This window comes from Brevundimonas sp. Leaf168 (assembly GCF_001423685.1).
In the GTDB taxonomy this organism is placed as follows: domain Bacteria; phylum Pseudomonadota; class Alphaproteobacteria; order Caulobacterales; family Caulobacteraceae; genus Brevundimonas; species Brevundimonas vesicularis_C.
Genome location: NZ_LMOY01000001.1, coordinates 389,703 through 409,295, shown reverse-complemented (window position 1 = coordinate 409,295; position 19,593 = coordinate 389,703). Strand labels below are relative to the sequence as shown.

General features: G+C 67.2%; 20 protein-coding genes. 18 read left to right on the top strand and 2 right to left on the bottom strand.

The features are described from left to right. Window positions 1-4 precede the first annotated feature (4 nt). The 13 genes from ASF81_RS01990 (at window position 5) to ASF81_RS01930 (ending at window position 12,078) form a co-directional block, all read left to right on the top strand. Entirely contained in the window at window positions 5-1,834 is a 1,830-nt protein-coding gene (locus tag ASF81_RS01990) for a gamma-glutamyltransferase family protein (RefSeq protein ID WP_055804141.1), read from the top strand. Window positions 1,835-1,861: 27 nt separating this feature from the next. Further along, window positions 1,862-2,203: an MmcQ/YjbR family DNA-binding protein gene (locus ASF81_RS01985; protein ID WP_055804138.1), complete on the top strand. Its 342-nt coding sequence runs from the start codon at window positions 1,862-1,864 to the stop codon at window positions 2,201-2,203. 69 nt (window positions 2,204-2,272) lie between these two features. Further along, window positions 2,273-3,166, top strand: coding sequence for a serine aminopeptidase domain-containing protein (locus ASF81_RS01980; protein WP_156363111.1), 894 nt, complete (start codon window positions 2,273-2,275; stop codon window positions 3,164-3,166). A 70-nt stretch (window positions 3,167-3,236) separates the two neighbouring features. Continuing rightward, a complete protein-coding gene (locus ASF81_RS01975) occupies window positions 3,237-4,079 on the top strand; it encodes an aldo/keto reductase (protein ID WP_055804130.1) in 843 nt (280 codons plus the stop codon). Window positions 4,080-4,097: 18 nt separating this feature from the next. Then, a complete protein-coding gene (locus ASF81_RS01970) occupies window positions 4,098-4,760 on the top strand; it encodes a Pr6Pr family membrane protein (RefSeq protein WP_156363110.1) in 663 nt (220 codons plus the stop codon). Window positions 4,761-4,770: 10 nt separating this feature from the next. Beyond that, on the top strand, window positions 4,771-6,300 hold the full coding sequence (locus ASF81_RS01965) for a UbiD family decarboxylase (RefSeq protein WP_055804122.1): 1,530 nt from the start codon (window positions 4,771-4,773) through the stop codon (window positions 6,298-6,300). Window positions 6,301-6,330: 30 nt separating this feature from the next. Continuing rightward, window positions 6,331-6,963 (top strand): hypothetical protein, encoded by a 633-nt coding sequence (locus tag ASF81_RS01960; RefSeq protein WP_055804118.1) that lies wholly within the window; start codon window positions 6,331-6,333, stop codon window positions 6,961-6,963. Window positions 6,964-7,064: 101 nt separating this feature from the next. After that, on the top strand, window positions 7,065-8,834 hold the full coding sequence (locus ASF81_RS01955) for a M14 family metallopeptidase (protein ID WP_200932841.1): 1,770 nt from the start codon (window positions 7,065-7,067) through the stop codon (window positions 8,832-8,834). Window positions 8,835-8,837: 3 nt separating this feature from the next. Continuing rightward, entirely contained in the window at window positions 8,838-9,245 is a 408-nt protein-coding gene (locus tag ASF81_RS01950) for an MAPEG family protein (RefSeq protein WP_017505339.1), read from the top strand. A gap of 39 nt (window positions 9,246-9,284) precedes the next feature. Next, window positions 9,285-10,640, top strand: a complete 1,356-nt coding sequence (locus tag ASF81_RS01945) for a TldD/PmbA family protein (RefSeq protein WP_055804113.1) — start codon at window positions 9,285-9,287, stop codon at window positions 10,638-10,640. After that, entirely contained in the window at window positions 10,637-11,434 is a 798-nt protein-coding gene (locus tag ASF81_RS01940; protein WP_055804109.1) for a 3'(2'),5'-bisphosphate nucleotidase CysQ, read from the top strand. Before ASF81_RS01945 ends, ASF81_RS01940 begins: the two co-directional genes overlap by 4 nt. A 108-nt stretch (window positions 11,435-11,542) precedes the next feature. Continuing rightward, a complete protein-coding gene (locus ASF81_RS01935) occupies window positions 11,543-11,788 on the top strand; it encodes a DUF4170 domain-containing protein (RefSeq protein ID WP_017505336.1) in 246 nt (81 codons plus the stop codon). Between the two features lie 77 nt (window positions 11,789-11,865). Then, complete coding sequence (locus tag ASF81_RS01930; RefSeq protein WP_055804103.1) at window positions 11,866-12,078, top strand: hypothetical protein; 213 nt, start codon at window positions 11,866-11,868, stop codon at window positions 12,076-12,078. A gap of 4 nt (window positions 12,079-12,082) precedes the next feature. Here the strand turns inward: ASF81_RS01930 and ASF81_RS01925 are convergent, their stop codons facing one another. Further along, window positions 12,083-12,748: a beta-lactamase hydrolase domain-containing protein gene (locus ASF81_RS01925; RefSeq protein WP_055805324.1), complete on the bottom strand. Its 666-nt coding sequence runs from the start codon at window positions 12,746-12,748 to the stop codon at window positions 12,083-12,085. 88 nt (window positions 12,749-12,836) lie between these two features. Between ASF81_RS01925 and ASF81_RS01920 the strand changes: the two genes are divergently transcribed. From ASF81_RS01920 to lpxK, 5 genes are read left to right on the top strand one after another with little or no spacing between them, the layout of a single operon-like run. Next, window positions 12,837-13,358 carry a hypothetical protein gene (locus tag ASF81_RS01920; protein ID WP_055804100.1) on the top strand — a complete coding sequence of 174 codons (522 nt, stop codon included), beginning with the start codon at window positions 12,837-12,839 and terminating at the stop codon, window positions 13,356-13,358. A gap of 31 nt (window positions 13,359-13,389) precedes the next feature. After that, a complete protein-coding gene (locus tag ASF81_RS01915) occupies window positions 13,390-15,219 on the top strand; it encodes an ABC transporter ATP-binding protein (RefSeq protein ID WP_055805321.1) in 1,830 nt (609 codons plus the stop codon). Further along, a complete protein-coding gene (locus tag ASF81_RS01910; RefSeq protein ID WP_055753298.1) occupies window positions 15,216-15,899 on the top strand; it encodes a lysophospholipid acyltransferase family protein in 684 nt (227 codons plus the stop codon). The genes ASF81_RS01915 and ASF81_RS01910 overlap by 4 nt, the downstream gene beginning before the upstream one ends. 10 nt (window positions 15,900-15,909) lie before the next feature. Next, complete coding sequence (locus tag ASF81_RS01905) at window positions 15,910-17,202, top strand: 3-deoxy-D-manno-octulosonic acid transferase (protein WP_055804097.1); 1,293 nt, start codon at window positions 15,910-15,912, stop codon at window positions 17,200-17,202. Further along, complete coding sequence (gene lpxK / locus ASF81_RS01900) at window positions 17,199-18,215, top strand: tetraacyldisaccharide 4'-kinase (protein WP_055804093.1); 1,017 nt, start codon at window positions 17,199-17,201, stop codon at window positions 18,213-18,215. Before ASF81_RS01905 ends, lpxK begins: the two co-directional genes overlap by 4 nt. On the opposite strand, the gene ASF81_RS01895 is transcribed toward lpxK, so the two are convergent. Further along, entirely contained in the window at window positions 18,200-19,525 is a 1,326-nt protein-coding gene (locus ASF81_RS01895; RefSeq protein WP_055804090.1) for an amidohydrolase family protein, read from the bottom strand. The two genes, lpxK and ASF81_RS01895, sit on opposite strands and share 16 nt — an antisense overlap. Between the last annotated feature and the right edge of the window lie 68 nt (window positions 19,526-19,593).

Genomic DNA, 19,593 nt, shown 5'->3' with positions numbered 1-19,593 from the left:
GCCCATGCGTCGTCGCACCTTCCTGTCCGCCCTGCCCGCCGGTGCGCTGGCGGCGACCGCAGCCCAGGCCAGGCAGACTTCCCCCGCCGCCGGGCCGACCGAGGCGGCCCCTGCGCCCGCTCGCCCGGCCGACCCCTATGCCGGCGTCGGCATCGGCGACCGGATTTCGGGACCGAAGTTCATGGGGCGCTCGACCGTCTGGGGTGCGAACGGGGCGGCGGCGACGGCGCATCCGGCGGCCAGTCTGATCGGCATCGACACCCTAAGGCGCGGCGGATCGGCCATCGATGCGGCCATCGCCATCAATGCGGCCCTGGGCTTTCTGGAGCCGGTCGCCAACGGCATCGGCGGCGACGCCTATTGCATGCTCTGGGACCCCAAGCAGAAGAAGGTCGTCGGGTTGAACGGCTCGGGCGCCAGTCCCCGGGGACTCAGCCTGGAGATCGCGCGATCCAAGGCCATCGACGGCTATCTGCCCCGCTATGGCGCGGTGACGGTAAACGTGCCGGGCACGGTGGACGCCTGGTGGAGCGCGCACCAGCGCTACGGGAAACTGCCGTGGAAAGAGGTGCTGCTGCCCGTCGCCGAATTGTGCGAACAGGGCGTGCCCGTGCCCCAGGTCATCGCCTACTATCTGGAACGCAACATGGCTTCGTTTGATCGGGGCCAGATCCCGATCGAGGAAAACGAGAACCGAAAGCGCATCTGGGCCGCCGGCGGCGCGACGCCGAAGGTGGGCGAGATTTTCGCCAATCCCTATCTGGGCAAGACCCTGCGGATGATCGCAGAGGGTGGACGCGACGCCTTCTACAACGGTGCCATCGCCGATCAGATCGAGGCCTATTTCAAACGGATCGGCGGCTGGATGACCCGCGCCGACCTGGCCGCCCATCATACCGAATGGGTCGAGCCGATCCGAACCAACTATCGCGGCGTGGACGTGTTCGGCCTGGGTCCGAACACGCAAGGGCTGAGCACCAACCAGATCCTGAACATCTGCGAACAATTCGACCTGAAATCGATGGGCTTCCAGTCGGCCGCCTCGCTGCACGTCCAGGCCGAGGCCAAGCGGCTGGCGTTCGAGGACCGGGCGCGCTGGTTCGCCGACGACCGATTCTCCAAGACGCCGGTCGAATGGCTGAACTCCAAGGCCTATGCGGCCGAGCGGGCCAAACTTATCCGGCCGGATCGGGTCATGGACCGCGTCATGCCGGGCGATGCGCCGCACCACGGCGACACCACCTATTTCAGCGTCGCCGACGCGGACGGGATGATGGTCAGCTGGATTCAGTCCAACTATCGCGGCATGGGCTCGGGCTTGGCGCCCGACAACGGCTCCGAACCGCTGGGCTTCATGTTCCAGGACCGGGGCGAGCTGTTTGCCCTGAGCGACGGCCACCCCAACATTTACGCGCCCGGCAAGCGTCCGTTCCAGACGATCATTCCCGGCTTTGCGGTCAAGGACGGCGAGCCGTGGATGGCGTTCGGCGTCATGGGCGGCGCCATGCAGCCCCAGGGCCAGGCCCAGATCATCATCAACATGGTCGATTACGGGCTGGAGTCCCAGGCGGCGGGCGACGCCCCGCGCTGGCAACACTATGGCTCGTCCGAACCGACGGGCGAGCCGCAGGAAGGAACCGGCGTGCTGCATCTGGAAAGCGGCGTGCCCGAGGCGACCAAGGCCCAGCTGCGCGCGATGGGCTGGACGCTGGGTGAACCCGACGGCGGCTTCGGCGGCTATCAGAACGTCATGAAACAGATGAACCCCGGCGGACGCTGGACCTATGGCGCGGCGACCGAGATGCGCAAGGACGGGATCGCCCTGGCTTATTGAGATTGGTCTACGGAGATTGGCCGCCCGATGACCCACGACGAGGTCCGCGCGCTTCTGCTGTCGTTTCCCGGCGTGGAGGACGGCGTGTCCTATGGCGAGCCGTCGTTCAAGGTGGCGGGCAAGTTCTTCACCTGGATGCGCCCGGCGCTGGACGACAGCATCGTGGTGCATCTGGATAATTTGGATGAGCGCGAACGGCTGATCGAGATGGACCCGGCGACCTTTCACTTCACCGACCACTATCGCGATCATCCCATCGTCCTGGCGCGCATCCCCACGGTCGATCCGGTCTGGCTGAAAGCCAGGATGGAAAGGCGCTGGCGAAAGGTCGCGCCCAGGCGGCTGATGAAAGGCGTCGATCAGGCTTGACCTGACGCGACGGAAATCCGGCATGGTCCGTATCCAATGAGGACGGACAGGCACGTTGGGGGCGACGCCGTGACGGTCAGGGTCGAGGATCGCATCATCAAGTCCGGCGACGGCTGGCCGCTGGAGGCGACGACATTCAGCCCCGACGAGGCGCGGATGGCGGTGCTGATGTCGGCGGGGACCGGGTTTCCGCGCGGATTCTATGGCCGGTTCGCGCGCTGGATGGCCGAGCGAGGGGCGGTGGTCCTGACCTATGACTATCGCGGGATCGGCGGATCGCGGCCGGACGATCTGGCGGCGATGCGGATGGATTACACCGACTGGGGGCGGCTGGACATGCCCGCCGCGCTGGAGGCGTTGAAGACGACGGCGCCCGGTCTGCCGGTCTTTCATGTCGGCCACAGCGTCGGCGGCCATTTCGTCGGCTTCATGCCGAACCAGGACGAGATCGCCCGGCACGCCTTCGTCTCGGTCGGCAGCGGCTGGTGGGGCGGCCATCACCGGACCTACAACCCGTTCGAGCTGACGTTCTGGCTGGTGCTGGGCCCGCACGATCTCAGCAAACACGGCTATGTCCGCAGCGGCAAGCTGTGGCGCGGGACCGACCTGCCGCGCGGCGTGTTTGAGACCTGGAAACGGTGGTGCCTGAAGCCGAGCTATTTCCTGAAAGAACTGGCTGACGGCGCGCTGGACCCGCAACAGTTCGACCGGGTGAAAGCGCCGATCCGGTCGTGGATCTTCAGCGACGATCCCATCGGCACGCCCGACACGGGCGCGATGTTGCTGACCGCCTATCCCGGCGCGCCATCGGAAATTCTGACGCGGCGTCCGGAAGACTTTGGCGTCAGGAGCATCGGTCATGAGGGAGCGTTCAGAAAGGGGATGGAGCCGTTATGGACGGAAATCCTGGCATGGTTCGAGGCGGACCCGGTGAACGCCGGCCGGGCGTCGACGAGCGATTAAGACGGGCGGAACCGTAGCGAAGCCGGGTTCAGAGCCTATATCGGGCGACACGGCCCAGCAGGAGACGCGCATGGCATACGGCGACCAACCCACGATCACCGTCGACGGTATCGAAATCCCCCTGCTCGGTTTCGGCACCTGGCAGCTGGAGCCGGACGATGCGCGGCGCATGGTCGCTGAGGCGCTGCGGATCGGATATCGCCACATCGATACGGCCTGGATCTACAAGAACGAGAAGGCGGTCGGCGAAGGCATTCGCGACTCCGGCGTGGCGCGCGAGGACATCTTCCTGACCACCAAGATCTGGGTCGACCATTTCACTCACGACGCCCTGCTGAAACAGGCCAGGGAATCGGCCGACAGCCTGGGCACGACGCCCGATCTTCTGCTGCTGCACTGGCCCAAGACGACGCCGACATTCGACGAGACGCTGGGCGCCCTGAACGAGGCCAAGGACCAAGGGCTGACCAAGTCGATCGGCCTGTCCAACTTCCCCTCCAAGGAGTTCCGCCAGGCGCAGAGCCTGTCCAAGGCGCGCCTGCTGACCGATCAGGTCGAGCATCACCCCTATCTGGGTGTCGATCAGCTGGTGGCGACGGCGGCCGAGCTGGGGTCGTCGATCACCGCCTGGTCGCCGCTGGCGCAAGGCAAGATCGCCGACGACGCCACGATCAGCGAGATCGCCGGCGCGCACGGCAAGACCAACGGCCAGATCACCCTGCGTTGGCTGATCCAGCACGGGATCATCGCCATCCCGCGCACGACCAAGGAAAGCCGCGCGCGCGAGAACTTCGACATCTTCGACTTCGCCCTGACGGACGAGGAGATGCAGCGGATGGACGCCCTGGATCGCGGCGAGCGACTGGGCGACTGGCTGGACCCGGCGTTCGAATGGGACAAGACTGCCGCCTGACCGACAGGGGAGGCGCCGGTGTTTCGCAAGCGAGACCAGCCCAGGCTGTGGCGTGCGACGTTCGCCGTCGTGGGCTGGACCGCGCTGGCGCTTCAGTATCTGCTGATGATCGCGCCAGCCCAGGGCTGGACCGTGCTGGAACGGACGATCAACTACTTCAGCTTCTTCACCATCCTGACCAACATCCTGGTCGCCCTGGCCTTTACCGGGCCGCTGGTCGGTGAAGGATCCCGCCTGGCCCGCTGGTCCGCCAGCGAAGGCGTCAGGGCGGCCGTCGCCATGTACATCGTGGTGGTCGGGGTGGTGTATCACTTCCTGCTGCATCCCTATTGGAACCCGACCGGCTGGTCGTTGGTGGTCAATCTGGTGCTGCACTACGTCATGCCCGCCGCCTTCGTGCTGGACTGGCTGTGGTTCAGTCCCAAGGGGCGGCTGCGCTGGATCGATCCGGCGAAGTGGCTGGCGTTTCCGCTCGTCTACGGCGGCTGGACCCTGGTTCATGGACTAGCGACGCGCTGGTGGCCCTATGGCTTCGTCAATGTGGATCAGCTGGGACTGGTCCGGGTCGTGGTGATCTTCGGCCTGCTGCTGGTGTTTTTCCTGATCGTCGGGCTCGGCCTCGTCGGGCTGGACCGGCTGTTCGGTCGCGCGACGCGTGACAGACGGGCCACGCCCGCCTAAGCGTCGCGGCATGGCCTACAAATCCCTGCGTGACTTCATCGACCAGCTGGAAGCTCAGGGCGAGCTGGTGCGGGTGTCCGAACCCGTCTCTACCGTACTGGAGATGACCGAGATTCAGACCCGGCTGCTGAGGAACGGCGGACCGGCGGTGCTCTTCGAAAAGCCGGTCATGCCGGACGGCACAATCAGTCCCATCCCCTGCCTGGCCAATCTGTTCGGCACGGTGAAACGGGTCGCCATGGGGGTGACGCTGGAGGGCAAGGACCGGACGACGGCGGGCGAACTGCGCGAGGTCGGCGAACTGCTGGCCTTCCTGCGCAATCCGACGCCGCCGCGCGGTCTGGGCGACGCGATGGAGATGCTGCCGCTGATGCAGACCGTCCTGTCGATGCGGCCCAAGACGGTGAAGAAGGCGCCGGTGCAGGAGGTTGTGCTGAAGGGCGATCAGATCGACCTGACCGCCCTGCCCGTCCAGTCGTGCTGGCCCGGCGAACCGGCGCCCCTGATCACCTGGGGCCTAGTCGTGACCAAGGGGCCGTCGGACGACCGCGAAGACGACTTCAACCTGGGCATCTACCGGATGCAGGTGCTCGGCAAGGACAAGGCCATCATGCGCTGGCTGGCGCACCGGGGCGGGGCGCAACACTATGCCCGGCACAAGAAGGCTCGGCCGAAGGAGCCGCTGCCCTGCGCCGTCGTGTTGGGCGCCGATCCCGGCACGATCCTGGCGGCGGTGACGCCGGTGCCCGACACCCTGTCGGAATATCAGTTCGCGGGCCTGATGCGGGGCGCCAAGGCCGAGCTTGTGCCTTGTAAGACCGTGCCGCTGATGGTGCCGGCACAGGCCGAGATCGTGCTGGAGGGCCATGTCCTGCTGGACGAGTTCGAGGACGAAGGCCCGTACGGCGACCACACCGGCTATTACAACTCGGTCGAGAAGTTCCCGGTCTTCAAGGTCAGCGCCATCACCATGCGCCGCGATCCCATCTATCTGACCACCTTCACCGGCCGGCCGCCTGACGAGCCGAGCGTGTTGGGCGAGGCGCTGAACGAGGTGTTCATTCCCCTGCTGCGCCAGCAATTTCCGGAGATCACGGACTTCTGGCTGCCGCCCGAGGGCTGCAGCTACCGGATCGCGGTGGTGTCGATGAAGAAGGCCTATCCGGGCCACGCCAAGCGCGTGATGCTGGGCGTCTGGAGCTATCTGCGCCAGTTCATGTACACCAAATGGGTCATCGTCGTGGACGACGACATCGACGCCCGCGACTGGAAGGACGTGATGTGGGCCATCTCGACCAAGATGGACCCGGCGCGCGACATCACCGTGATCGAGTCGACGCCCATCGACTATCTGGACTTCGCCAGCCCCGAGAGCGGCCTGGGCTCCAAGATCGGCCTGGACGCCACCGACAAATGGCCGCCCGAGACCAAGCGCGAATGGGGCGAGGAGATTCGCATGGACGCGGCGGTCGTCGAACGGGTCAACGACCTGTGGGGCCGTCTCGGCCTGCCGGGTGACGGGACGCCGATCTGGAAGTAAGCTTGGCTTTTGGTGAGGCCGGGGGGCGATGTGAGCGCGTTCGAGTTCTTCTTCAGCTTTTACGGCCTGCTGCTGGGCCTGTCCGTGGCCGAACTGGTCGGCGGGTTCGCGCGGGTGCTGCATGAAAAGCAGCGGATCCGGTTCGGCTGGCTGACGCCGATGCTGGCCCTGTTCGTGGCCATCGACATCGCCACCTTCTGGAACCAGGCTTGGGTCATCTTCCGCGGGGCGCCGTTCAACACCTTCGTGCTGCTGATCTCACTGGCCATCGCCGCAACCTTCTATGTCGCCGCCAGCGTGACCTTCCCGCGCGTTTCGGCCGAGGGCGGCGACCAGAAGATCGATCTGGACGCGCATTTCTGGTCGCATCGGCGACTGGTGTTCGGCTGCATCCTGACGGCCAATCTGATCGTGGCGGTGATCGTCATCATCCTGGCTCAGCTGAATCCCGGCTTCGCCCAGATCGCCGGCTCGGTGCGATTGTGGGTCGGGGTCGCCATCTTCGTGATCGGCACAGCGACGGCGGCGTTCGCACCGTGGCGCAGGGTTGCGGTCGGCGCCCTGGTCGTCGTGCTGCTGTACAGTCTCTGGCAGATGGGGAACGCGGCGGCGCTGCTGCTCAAGGCCGGCGGCTGGGCGCCCGCGCTGGGCGGCGGCGGGTGAAACCTTGTCAGGGCCGCGCAATCGGCTCACGAAAGGCCATGCAGTCCCCTCTTCTGGTTTCGGCGCTGGTCGCCGCCCTTGCCTGTAGCGTGAGCCCCGCCATGTCCCAGACGCTTCCCAACATCGCCCCGTGGGATCAAGCCTTCTTGCCGCCCGCCCCCGCCTGGGACGGTGCGTCCAAGGCGCTGCTGCGCGATGCGTCTGATCCGTGGGTCACGGCGTTCGAGGCCGATCCGGGCCATGACTTCAGCCCCAACTATGTCGACACCCGCGCCTGGTTCGATCGTCTGGACGCCGCCAGCGATCTGATCCGCATTGAGCAGTTCGGCGTCTCGCCCGAGGGCCGACCCATCTATGCGGTGATCGCGTCCAAGGATGGCGCGACGTTCGATCCGGCCAAGCCGGTGTTGATGATCCAGGCCGGCATCCACCCCGGCGAGATCGACGGCAAGGACGCGGGCATGATGCTGCTGCGCGACATCGCCTTCTATGGAAAGGACGCCCTGCTGGACCGGGTCAACCTGATCCTGATCCCGATACTGAGCGTGGACGGCCATGAGCGTTCCGGCCCCTATTCCCGGCCCAACCAGCGCGGCCCCCGTATCCAGGGCTGGCGCAATACGGCGACCAACCAGAACCTGAACCGCGACTATCTGAAGCTGGACCAGCCCGAGATGCGGGCCGTGCGCGGCCTGATCCTGAAATACCGGCCGGACCTGTATGTGGACGTCCACGTCACCGACGGCATGGATTACCAGTACGATGTCACCTACGGCTTCAACGGCGAGGACGGGACCTTCAGCCGTTCGCCGAACGGCTCGGCTTGGCTGGATTCGGTAGTCAAGCCGGCGATGAACGCCGCGCTGGAACGCAAAGGCCATATCCCCGGCGAACTGGTGTTCGGCATCGACGACGACGAACCCAAGAAGGGCCTGTCGGACGGCGGCCTGGGTGAGCGGTTTTCCAACGGCTGGGGCGCAGCCGCCCATGTGCCGACGATCCTGATCGAGAACCATAGCCTGAAACCGCACGAACAACGGGTGCTAGGCACCTATGTCTTCATCGAGGAGGCGATGCGTCTGCTGGCCGATCAGGGCGCCGGTCTTCGCGCTGCGACGGATCAGGACAAGGCCCTGCGTCCGGCGCAGATCCCCGCCAACTTCGAGGCCGACGAGACGCCGTCGTCCACCCGGCCCTTCAAGGGCATGCTGTACGAGATGTATGACAGTCCCGCCTCGGGTCGGAAGGAAATCCGCTGGCTGGGCCAACCTGATCCCGACCTGTGGCAAATGCCCTTCTATGGCTCCAAGCCGACGCTGAGCCTGAAGCGGCCGACGGCCTACTGGGTGCCGGGCTATCGCACCGACATCATCGAGCGGCTGAAAACGCACGGGATCGAAATAGAGACGGTCGAGGCTGCGCGCACCGTGAACCTTTCGATGCTGCGCCTGGTCGAGCCCAAGCTGGCGACCCGCGCCAACGAAGGTCACGTGCAGGCTTCGGTGAAGACGGTGGAGGTCGAGAAGCGCGACTGGACGTATCCGACCGGCTCGGTGCGCGTGCCGACGGATCAGCCGCTGGGCGACATCGTCGTGCTGCTGCTGGAGCCGCAATCCAGCGAGAGCTTCTTCGCCTGGGGCATGTTCCCCGAGGTGATGAGCCGCGTCGAATATATCGAGGCCTACGCCATCGCGCCGCTGGCGGACAAGATGATGGCGGCGGACCCGGCGTTGAAGGCCGAGTTCGAGGCCAAGGTGGCCGCCGACGCCACGTTCGCCGCCGATCCGCAGGCGCGTCTGGCCTGGTTCTATGAACGCACGCCCTTCTATGACGACCACTATCTGCTCTACCCCGTCGGGCGCGAGGACTGATCGATGACCACGCCGCTGATGTACGCCGTCCAGGCCGCCGCCCTGTGGAGCGGCCTGCTGATCCTGATGATGCTGGTCTTGTCGGGCATCGTGGTCAGTGGGCGGCGCAAACACATGGTGTCGTTCGGCGACGGCGGAAACGCGGATCTGATGGCCGCCAGCCGCGCCTTCGGAAATCTGGTGGAATATGCGACGCCGGGCATGATCGCCATGCTGCTGCTGGCCGCCGTCGGGGCACCGGCCTGGATGGTCCATGGGGTCGGCGCGACGCTGTTCGTCGGTCGGGTCGCCCATGCCCTGGGCCTTTTGCTGCAGACCGGGCCGTCGCTGGGTCGCGTCGTCGGCATGCTGCTGACCTGGGTGGCGCTGCTGACGGCGGCTGTGGGCCTGATCGCCTTCGCCGTCGTCTGACGCGGTTGCGGTGCAGCGGGGCGTCCGCCATATCGGGGCATGACTGAAACCCTGGCTGCGCCCGTTTCCACCGATCTTCTCAACGACATCGTCAAGGCCGCGCTGAAGGCCGGCGCCGACGCCGCAGAGGCGGTCAGCGCCGATCGCCGATCCCTGTCGGTCGGGGTGCGCAACGGCAAGCTGGAAGACGTCGAACGCGAGGAATCGCGCGACCTGGGCCTGCGCGTGTTCGTGGGCAAAAGGCAGGCGTCGGTCTCGGCCTCAGACCTTTCGCCGGCGACCCAGGCGCGCTTGGTCGAGCGGGCGGTGGCCATGGCGCGACTGGCGCCGGAAGACCCCCACGCCGGTTTCGCGCCCGAGGATCGGCTGGCGCGCGGGCCGTTCGTCGATCTGGACCTGTTCGATCCCAGCGAACGCAGCGCCCAAACTCTGGAACAGGTCTCGGCCGAGGCCGAGGCGGCGGCTCTGGCGGTGACGGGCGTTGCGCGGTCAGAAGGCGGACACGCCGGCTGGTCATCCAGCCGCTGGCGGCTTGTGACCTCTCACGGTTTCGACGGCGCCTATGAAGGGTCGGCCTTCTCGCTGGGCGTCGGCGTCATCGCCGAAAAGGACGGCGCGATGGAGCGCGGCGGCGAGAGCCGTTCGACCCGCCATCTGTCCGACCTGCCGGGCGCCGACCTAATCGGCCGCACCGCCGGCGAGCGCGCCGTGGCCCGCGTGGGGCCGCGCAAGATCGCCTCCACCACTGCCCCGGTGATCTTCGACAATCGGATGGCGGGCCAGATCGTCTCTCCGGCCATCGGGGCCATTTCCGGCCCGTCCATCGCGCGCGGCACCTCCTTCCTGAAGGACCGCATGGGTCAGCGCGTGTTCGCCGAGGGCGTCACCCTGATCGACGATCCGTTCCGCCCGCGCGGCATGGGATCGACCCCGTTCGACGACGAAGGCGTAGCGGTCCAGAAGCGCGCCCTGTTCGACGACGGCGTCCTGACCACCTGGTTGCTGAACAGCGCATCGGCCCGACAACTGGGCCTGGAAACCACCGGCCATGCGTCGCGGGGTCTGGCAGGGCCATCCGGCGTCTCGACCCACAATCTGCATATGGAGCCGGGCGAGCGGGATCTGGCCGGTCTGATGGCCGACGCCGGGACCGGCCTTCTGGTGACGTCGATGTTCGGCCCGTCGCTGAACGGCAACACCGGCGACTGGTCCGCCGGAGTGTCGGGCTTCTGGTTCGAGAATGGCGTGATTGCCTATCCGGTCAGCGAGGTCACGGTCGCGGGCAAGCTGACTGATCTGTATCTGCGTATCGAGCGTGGTTCGGACTTGGAGTTCCGTGGCGGGTTCAATGTGCCCAGCCTGATGTTCGATGCGGTGGCCATCGCGGGCAAATGATCGACTTGCACGCCGACCTCGACCTGATCCGCCAGGCGGCCATCGACGCCGGGGCGCTGGCCATCACCGAGCGTGAGGCGGGGCTGAAGATCGAGTCCAAGGTCGGCGGTTCGCCCGTCACCAGCGGCGACCTGAAGGTCGACGCCATGCTGAAGGACAGGCTGCTGTCGGCGCGGCCGGACTATGGCTGGCTGTCGGAGGAGACGGCGGATACGGCCGAGCGTCTGTCGAAACGACGCATCTTCGTGGTCGATCCCATCGACGGCACCGTCGCCTACATGAAGCGGACGCCGTGGTGGTGCGTGCCCATCGCCGTGATCGAGGACGGCCAGGTTGTCGCCGCCGTCATCCATGCGCCTGAGGTGGACGAGACCTATGTGGCGACGCGCGGCGGCGGGGCGCGGCGCAACGGCAAACCCATCCACGCCTCGGATGTCGATACGCTGGAGGACGCCTCGATCCTGGGCGATGCGCGACTGATCGAAGCGCCCTATTTCGTCGACGAGCCCTGGCCGTCGATGCGGTTCGAGAAGCGCAACGCCCTGGCCTATCGGATGGCGCTGGTCGCCGCCGGCGCTTTCGACGCCGCCCTGGCCCTGACGCCGAAATGGGACTGGGACGTCGCTGCGGGCTGGCTGATCGCCCAGGAGGCGGGCGCCAGGGTCAGCGACCACCACGGGCGGCCATGGGCGTTCAACCGGCCCGATCCGCGTCAGGCCAGCCTGGTCTGCGCGGCGCCGATCATCCAGCCGATGATCGTGCGGCGCTGTAAAAACGTGCCTTTATCGACCTGACGCGAGGGCGGAAAAACCCCGCCCCACATTGATCCGAGGGCGTTCTCGGCCTATGCCGCGCGCAAACCTCCTCCCCCCAGCCTTCTGGCCCAGCCTTCAGGATTTCCGATGACCGATCAGAACGCCGTCCCGCCGCAACTTCTGCACATCGTCATCGGCGGCGAGCTTCGTCACCTGGGCGAGCCGACCTTCCGCGACCTGTCGCAGGTCGAATTCGTCGGCGCCTTCGGCAGCTATGACGAAGCCAAGAAGGCCTGGAAGGCGCGGGCCCAGGCGACCGTGGACAACGCCCACATGCGCTATTTCATCCTGCACGCCCACAAGCTGATCGATCCGCGCGGCGACGCGGCCTGAGCCGAGAACTGAGTGCGACATCGAGGGGCCGAACCGGCTCCTCGATCCGACGTTTTGATCTGTAGGCGAGGACGACGATGAACCTGGAACCGCAACAGATCTTTCAACTGGTCAGCCTGCTGGCCGTGCTGGCGCTATTCAGCTTTTCGCTGCGCGGCCACATCGACTACGCCCGCTGGTTCAAGAAGTGGGAGGCCGACCGCAAGGCCCGTCGCGACGCCGAATTGGCCAACGAGGCCCGCGCAAACGGCGAGGTTGGCGACGAACCGAAGACCGGCCCCTGGGGCTGAAGCCCTACTCCCGCCGCAGCAGCTTGTCGGTCAGCAGCGTGCCCCACCAGCCGGCCTTGAACTCGGCGCGGATGGCCTTGGGATCGTAGTCGGGGCTGTCGACCCAGTCGATGAAGCTGATGCCCCGAGGTTCGATCTCGGCGACGTATTTCTCCAGCGTATAATCCAGCACGCCGGTCAGCCCCTCGCGCGAGTGCAGGTATTTCTTGGACAGCTGTTTCATCGCGACCGAGATCGGCTCGCCCAGATGGAAATGCCTATAGAAGACCGCCATCATCCCGGCCCGGTCCGCGCCGGACTTGCAGTGGATCAGCACCGGATACTGGATCGTCTTGAACAGCTCTCGCGCGCGGTGGATGCGCACCGTCTCGGGCGGATCGCGCGAATCGAGCGGGGCGTCGATCAGGGTCAGGCCCAGCCGTTCGCAAGCCTCGCGTTCCAGCCAGTAGTAGCCTTCGTCGCGTTCGCCGCGCAGGTTGATGACCGTGCGCACGCCCTTGGATTTCCAATAGGCCAGCTGGCGCGGCGACGGTTGGTTGGTGCGCACCAGGTCCGGCCCCAGCCAGTGGGCGTTGGAAAAGGCCACACGCAGAAACGCATGGTCGGCCCAGAAATAATGCCAATGCGCCCGAAAACGGCCCATCGCGGTCGAGAGGTCGAAGCGCGCCATGCCCGCCAGATAGCGATCCGACGCCGCCGCGTCATCCGATCTCGATCCTGATGCGTTGGAATGTTCGTCGAGACCGGAGAACACCCCGATGAGAACCCTCGCCGTGACCGCCGCCGTCGCCGCCAGCCTGTGGACCGGCGCGGCCGCCGCCCAGACGCCGCCGCCCGAAGACCCTGCCCTGATCATTTATCTGCGTGACCGGGCCAAGGAGGCGCTGGACACCACCCGCTATACGGCCGCGATCACGCCGGACGGGGCGATGACCCTGGTCTATCTGACCGGACCCAATTGGTGTGGCTCCGGCGGATGCCGGCTGCTGGTGCTGGACCGCACCGGCGCAACCTATCGCTCGGTCGGCGAGATCAGCGTCGCGCGCGCGCCGATCCGGTTGCTGGAGCGACAGACCCATGGCCGACGGGATCTGGGTGTCTATGTCGCGGGCGGCGGAATCACCGAGGGCTATGAGGTCGCCGTGCCGTTCGACGGGCGTCGATACGCGTCAAATCCGACGGTTCCGCCCGCCGTCAGGATCCAGGAAACGCCCGGCGAAACCCTGATCCGCGCCGACGAGCCGGGCCGTGCGCTGGAACCGTCACCGGACAAGCCTTGACTTGAACGGCGGCTCGGACGACCGAGAGCCGATGACCGTCGCCGCCTCCGAAACCATGCCGCTGCGCGCCCTGTTGGCGCGGATTTGGCGCGACTATCTGTCCAAGCACAAGGGATCGCTGATCCTGTCGGTCTTGTGCGCGGCGGGGACCGGCCTGCTGACGGCGGCGCTGCTGAAGCTGCTGGAGCCGGCCGTCAACGGTCTGTTCCTGGGCGGGACCAAACCGATCAGTCTGTTCGGCCTGGTGACCTTTCCGGCGGACAAGGCCGTCGTCTGGATTCCGGTCGCCATCCTGACCGTCGCCATTGCGCGAACCCTCGCCGCGCTGGGCCAGGCCGCCCTGGTCAACCGATTGGGTCACACCATCGTCGGCGACATCCAGATCCGCCTGTTCGGCGCCATGATCCGCGCCGATCTGGCGCGCTTACGCAGTCAGCACTCGGGCGGCTTCGTCTCCTCGGTGCTGTTCGACGCCAATATGGTGCGCGAGGCCTTCACCTCGGGCGTGGTCAACTACACCCAGAACCTGCTGACCCTGATCGCGGTCCTGATCTACATGGGTTTCATCGACTGGCAGCTGACGATCGTCGTGCTGCTGGGCGTGCCGCTGGTGGCGCTGGTGCTGCGCCGGTTCGGGCGCAAGACGCGCAAGGCCGCCGTCGGCGCCATGGCCGAGACCGAGAACCTGTCCACCGCCCTGATGGAGAATCTGGACGGGGTTCGCCTGATCAAGATCGAGAACCGCGAGGCCGCCGAACAGGACCGCGTCGCCGAGGTGGTCGCCCGTCGCCAGCGCCACGTCATCAAGGGCGCCAACGCCCGCGCCTTCGCCGGCCCGTCCAGCGATCTGGTCGCCTATGTCGTCGTCGCCGCCGTCATGGCCTACGCGGGATGGCGGGCGCAGTCGGGCGACATGACCGTGGGCGGCTTCGCCGCCTTCATCGGCATGCTGCTGGCCGCCGGGCAGGCCCTGCGCCAGGTGACCAACCTGGCCACGGTGATGAGCGAGGGCTTCACCGCGGCGCGGCGCCTGTTCGGCGCCCTAGACATCCAGCCTGAAATTCGCGAGGCGGCCGACGCCACGCCCTTGGCCGCCGGGCCGGTGGAGGTCGTGCTGAACAATGTCTCCTTCGCCTACGCCGGGACCGATGCGCCGACGCTGGACGGGGTGTCTCTGCGGGTCGCGCCGGGCGAGACGGTGGCCCTGGTCGGGCCGTCGGGCGGCGGCAAGAGCACGATCCTGAGCCTGTTGCCGCGCTTCTATGATGTTACGGGCGGGGCGGTGACGATCAACGGCGCCGACGTGCGGGCGCTTCGCATCCATGACCTGCGCGACCACATCGCCCTGGTGACGCAGGAACCCTTCCTGTTCGACGACACCATCGCCGCCAACATCGCCTATGGCCGGCCCAGCGCGACGCAAGGACAGATCGAGGACGCCGCGCGATCCGCCGCTGCCCATGACTTCATCACGGCCTTGCCTGAAGGGTACGCGACCCGCGCGGGCGAGGCCGGCCTGCGCCTGTCCGGCGGTCAGCGCCAGCGGATCGCCATCGCCCGAGCCTTCGTCAAGGATGCGCCGATCCTGCTGCTGGACGAGGCCACCAGCGCCCTGGACACCGAAAGCGAGGCCCTGGTCCAGGCGGCGCTGGAGCGGCTGATGCAGGGGCGCGCCACCCTGATGATCGCCCACCGCCTGTCCACCGTCCGGAACGCCGACCGCATCTATGTGATCGAGGCTGGCCGCGTGGTCGAGGAAGGCGCGCACGACGCCCTGGTCGGCAGAGGCGGCCTCTATTCTCGCCTGGCGCGCCAGCAGTCGCTGGACGGCGCCGCGCCCACGGTCGAGACGGTCGCGTGAGGCCGCTGCGCATTCCGGCCGTCCAGGCCAGCCTGTCCTTCATCCTGGCGCACTGGATGCAGTTTTGCTTCGCCACCATGCGCTGGACCCATGAAAACCAGGCGGTGGCCGAGGGGGTTTGGGCCCGAGGCGGCGGGGTTTTGTGCGCCTTCTGGCATTCGCGCATCGGCCTGTCGCCGGCGTGCTGGCCGCTGAACCGCGCGCAGCCGGCCAAGGCGTTGATTTCGCTGTCGGCGGACGGTCAGTTCATCGCAAAGGCCGTGGCTCGCCAGGGCTTTCCCGCCATTCGCGGTTCGTCGTCGAACAAGGACAAGGCCGACCGGGACAAGGGCGGATCGCAGGCGCTACGGGCTGGCCTGCGTCAGTTGAAGATCGGCGCCCTGGCCATTACGCCGGACGGTCCGCGCGGACCGGCGCGGCAGATGGCCGAGGGTCTGCCGATGATGGCCAAGATCTCAAAGGCGCCGACGCTGTTCATCGGCATGTCGTGCAATCCGGCCATCCGGCTGAACAGCTGGGACCGCGCGATCCTGCCCCTGCCCTTCGCCAAAGGCGCCATCGTGTGGGACATCGCCGATTATCCGACCGGCGACGACTTGGATCACGTCCGCCAGGACTGGGCCGCGCGGCTGAACGCCGTCGAGGCGCGAGCCGATGCGATCACGGGCCTGAAACCGTGAGGATGCAGCCGTGACGCCGCTGCCGCTGATCGCCTATCGGCTGGCGACGCGCGCGCTGGAGCCGCTGGCCCCGCGCCTGCTGGATGCGCGCGCCAGGCGGGGCAAGGAAGACCCGGTGCGGGTGGACGAGCGGATGGGCTTCACCCGCACCGCGCGCCCCGAAGGTGATCTGGTCTGGCTGCACGGCGTCAGTGTTGGCGAGAGCCTGTCGCTGCTGCCCGTGGTCGAGCGGCTGACGAAGGCGCGGCCGGACCTGACCGTTCTGGTCACCTCCAGCACCGTGACCTCGGCGCAGATTCTGACCGAACGGCTGCCGGCGGGCGTGATCCACCAATATGCGCCGGTCGATGCGCCGGGCGTGGTCGAGCGGTTCCTGGACCATTGGCGGCCAGCCCTTGCGGTCTTCGTCGAAAGCGAACTGTGGCCGAACCTGCTGCTTGAGGCGAAACGGCATGGCGTGAAACTGGCCCTGGTCAGCGCCCGGATCACGGAAAAGACGGTCGAGGGCTGGGCGCGGTTTCCGGCCTCGGCGCGGGCGCTGACCGGCGCCTTTGATCTGGTCCTGCCGCAGGATGCGGTTTCGGCCCAACGGCTGGAGGGCATGGGCGCGCGGATCGACGGGCTGGTGAATCTGAAACTGTCGGGAGAGGCCCTGCCGCACGATCCCGCCGCCTTCAGCGGTTTGAGCGCCGCCATCGGCGACCGGCCGGTGATCGTCGCCGCAAGCACCCATGAGGGCGAAGAAATCGCCATCGTGCGCGCGCTGGACCATTTGAGCGAGCGTGTCTGCCTGATCCTCACGCCACGCCATCCCGAGCGGGGGGCGCACATCGCCCAGGCGCTTCAACACGACGGCTACGCCTTCGCCATACGCTCGCGGGGCGAGACGATCGCGCCGGACACCGACATCTATCTGGCCGACACCCTGAACGAGATGGGCCTGTTTCTGCGTCTGGCGGACGTGGTGGTGATGGGCGGCTCATTCGCGCCAGCCATCGGCCTGCCCCCCGTCGGCGGGCATAATCCGCTGGAGCCGGCGCGGCTGGGCAAGCCGACGATCACAGGACCAGATGCATCCAACTGGGCGCCGGTGACGGCGGCTCTGGTCGAGGCGGGAGGCCTGGCCCTGGTTCAGGCGCCGTCCGACCTACCCGGCGTGATCGAGCCCCTGCTGGAAGACCTGAACGCGGCCAGGGCCATGGGCGAACGCGGGCGTCGCGCGGCGGTCGAGGCTGGAGGCGGGCTGGAGCGACTGTGGGCGCTGCTGTCGCCGCTGATGCCGCAGAGGCAGGGCCGGCGATGAAGCTGAACACGCCGCGCTGGTGGTATGTGCGTGACAGCAACCACGCCCGGATGACGCGCACGGCGTTGAAACCGCTGGGCTGGGTGTGGGCCGCCGTGACGGCGCGCCGGATCGCGCGGACGGTTCCGATCGACCCCGGCTGCGCGGTCATTTCGGTCGGCAATCTGACGGTCGGCGGATCGGGCAAGACGCCGGTCGCGCGCGAAACCCTGCGGCTGCTGCGGGCGGCGGGGGTGGAGGCGCAAGGGCTATCGCGCGGCTATGGCGGGCGGCTGGAAGGGCCGGTCCGGGTCGATCCTGAAATCCATACGGCCGACGATGTCGGGGACGAGCCGCTGATGCTGGCGCAGGGGTCGCCGGTCTGGATCGCGCGCGATCGCGTCGCGGGCGCCAGGGCCGCCGTGGCGGAGGGGGCGCAGGCCCTGGTGCTGGACGACGGCCATCAGAACCCGGCCCTGACAAAGACCGTCAGCCTGATCGTCGTGGACGGCGAAACGCGCGGCGACGAATGGCCGTTCGGCGACGGTTCGGTCTTTCCGTCGGGTCCGATGCGCGAGCCGCTGAAGGCCGGGCTGGCGCGCGCCGACGCCGTGGTTGTCATGCTGCCGACCGATGTCGAAGAGGCCGATCCCGAACTGCTGGCGGTCTTCGGCGCCCTGCCCGTCTTCGTCGCGCGCCTGACGCCCGAGGGGCCCCCGCCTTCTGGGCCCCAGGTCGGCTTCGCCGGCATCGCCAAGCCCTGGAAGGTCGAGCGGTCGCTGAAGGCGGCGGGCTGCGACCTGGTCGACTTCGTCCCCTTCCCCGACCACGCGGCCTATAGCGACGCCGACATGACGTTCCTGACTGACCGGGCTGCGGTGTTCGACGCCCGCCTGATCACGACGGAAAAGGACTGGGTCCGGCTGATGCCCGAGCAGCGCAAGGCCGTCGTCGCCTGGCCGGTCATCGCCCGCTTCGAGGACGAGGCGGCTTTCGCCGCCTTCCTGAACGACAGGATTCAGTCGGCGCGATAGACCACGCCGGACTTCATCACGAACTTCATCCGCTCCAGCTCGGTCACGTCCGTCAGCGGATCGCCCGAGACGGCGACGATGTCGGCGGGCATGCCCACGGCGATCTTGCCGGCCTCATTGGCGATGCGCAGGTGTTCGGCGGCGCCGACGGTGGCGGCCTGGATGGCCTCAAGCGGGCTCAGGCCGGCGCGGACCAGAAGCGCGAACTCCTGGGCGTTGTCGCCGTGTGCCGAGACGCCCGAGTCGGTGCCGAAGGCGATTTTGACCCCGCCTTCATGCGCGCGGCGCGCCATGTCCAGCATCTTGGGCCCGGCTTCCAGCGCCTTGGCCGTCTGGGCGGGGGTGAAGAAGTTGTCGGGTCCCGAGGCGATGCGCGCCACAAAATCCCCAGCCAGCAGGGTCGGGATCAGCCAGGCGCCGTTCGACTTGAACAGGCGGATCGACTGGTCGTCCAGATAGGTGCCGTGCTCGATGGAATCGCCGCCGGCCCGCAGGAAGGCGTTGATGCCGTCCACCCCGTGGGCGTGCGCCGTCACCTGGCGGCCCATGCGATGGGCGCTGCCGACGATGGCGGTCAGTTCGTCGTCGCTGAACTGCTGGTTCAGGCCGGCGGCGGTGTTCGAAAGCACGCCGCCCGTCGCGGTGATCTTGATGATGTCGGCGCCGGCGCGAACCTGGGTGCGCACGGCTCGCATGCAGTCCTCAGGTCCCGAGCAGATGCTTTCGGACGACAGCAGGTGCATGACGTCCTCGCGATAGCCGTTGATGTCGCCATGCCCGCCGTGGATCGACACCGACGACCCCGCCGCGATGATACGCGGTCCCGGCACGTCGCCGTTCCGAACGGCGTTCCGCAGGGCGAAAATAGCTTGGTTCGAGGCGCCCAGATCCGCCACCGTCGTAAAGCCGGCCATCAGGGTCCGACGCGCATAGCGGGCGCCAACCATCGCTTGGTCCGCGTCCGAAAGGGTCACCTCTTCGAGGCGTGCGTTCGGGTTTTGCTGGCCGGTCAAATGGACGTGGCTGTCGATCAGGCCGGGCAGGACAAAGGCCTGGCGCAGGTCCACGACCTTGCCTTGCGACGCGTCGCCGACGAAGCCGTCGCGCATTTCAACGACCTGGTTCCCTCTGATCACGAGAGTTTTATCGCGTTGCACAACGCCGTTCGACGGATCCGCAAGCAACCTTCCGGCTTCAACGAACGTTGTGTCGAGTTGGGTCGAAACGCCTGTGGCCACGGGGGTTTGCTGCGCGTGAGCGCTTACCGCCGACGCCATCAGCGCCGCCAGCGCGATTCCAAAACGTTTCATCGATATCTCCCCGCGACGCGTCGGCCGCAAAAATGCCCCACAAGGCTCAGGTTGCCTCGCCCGTAACC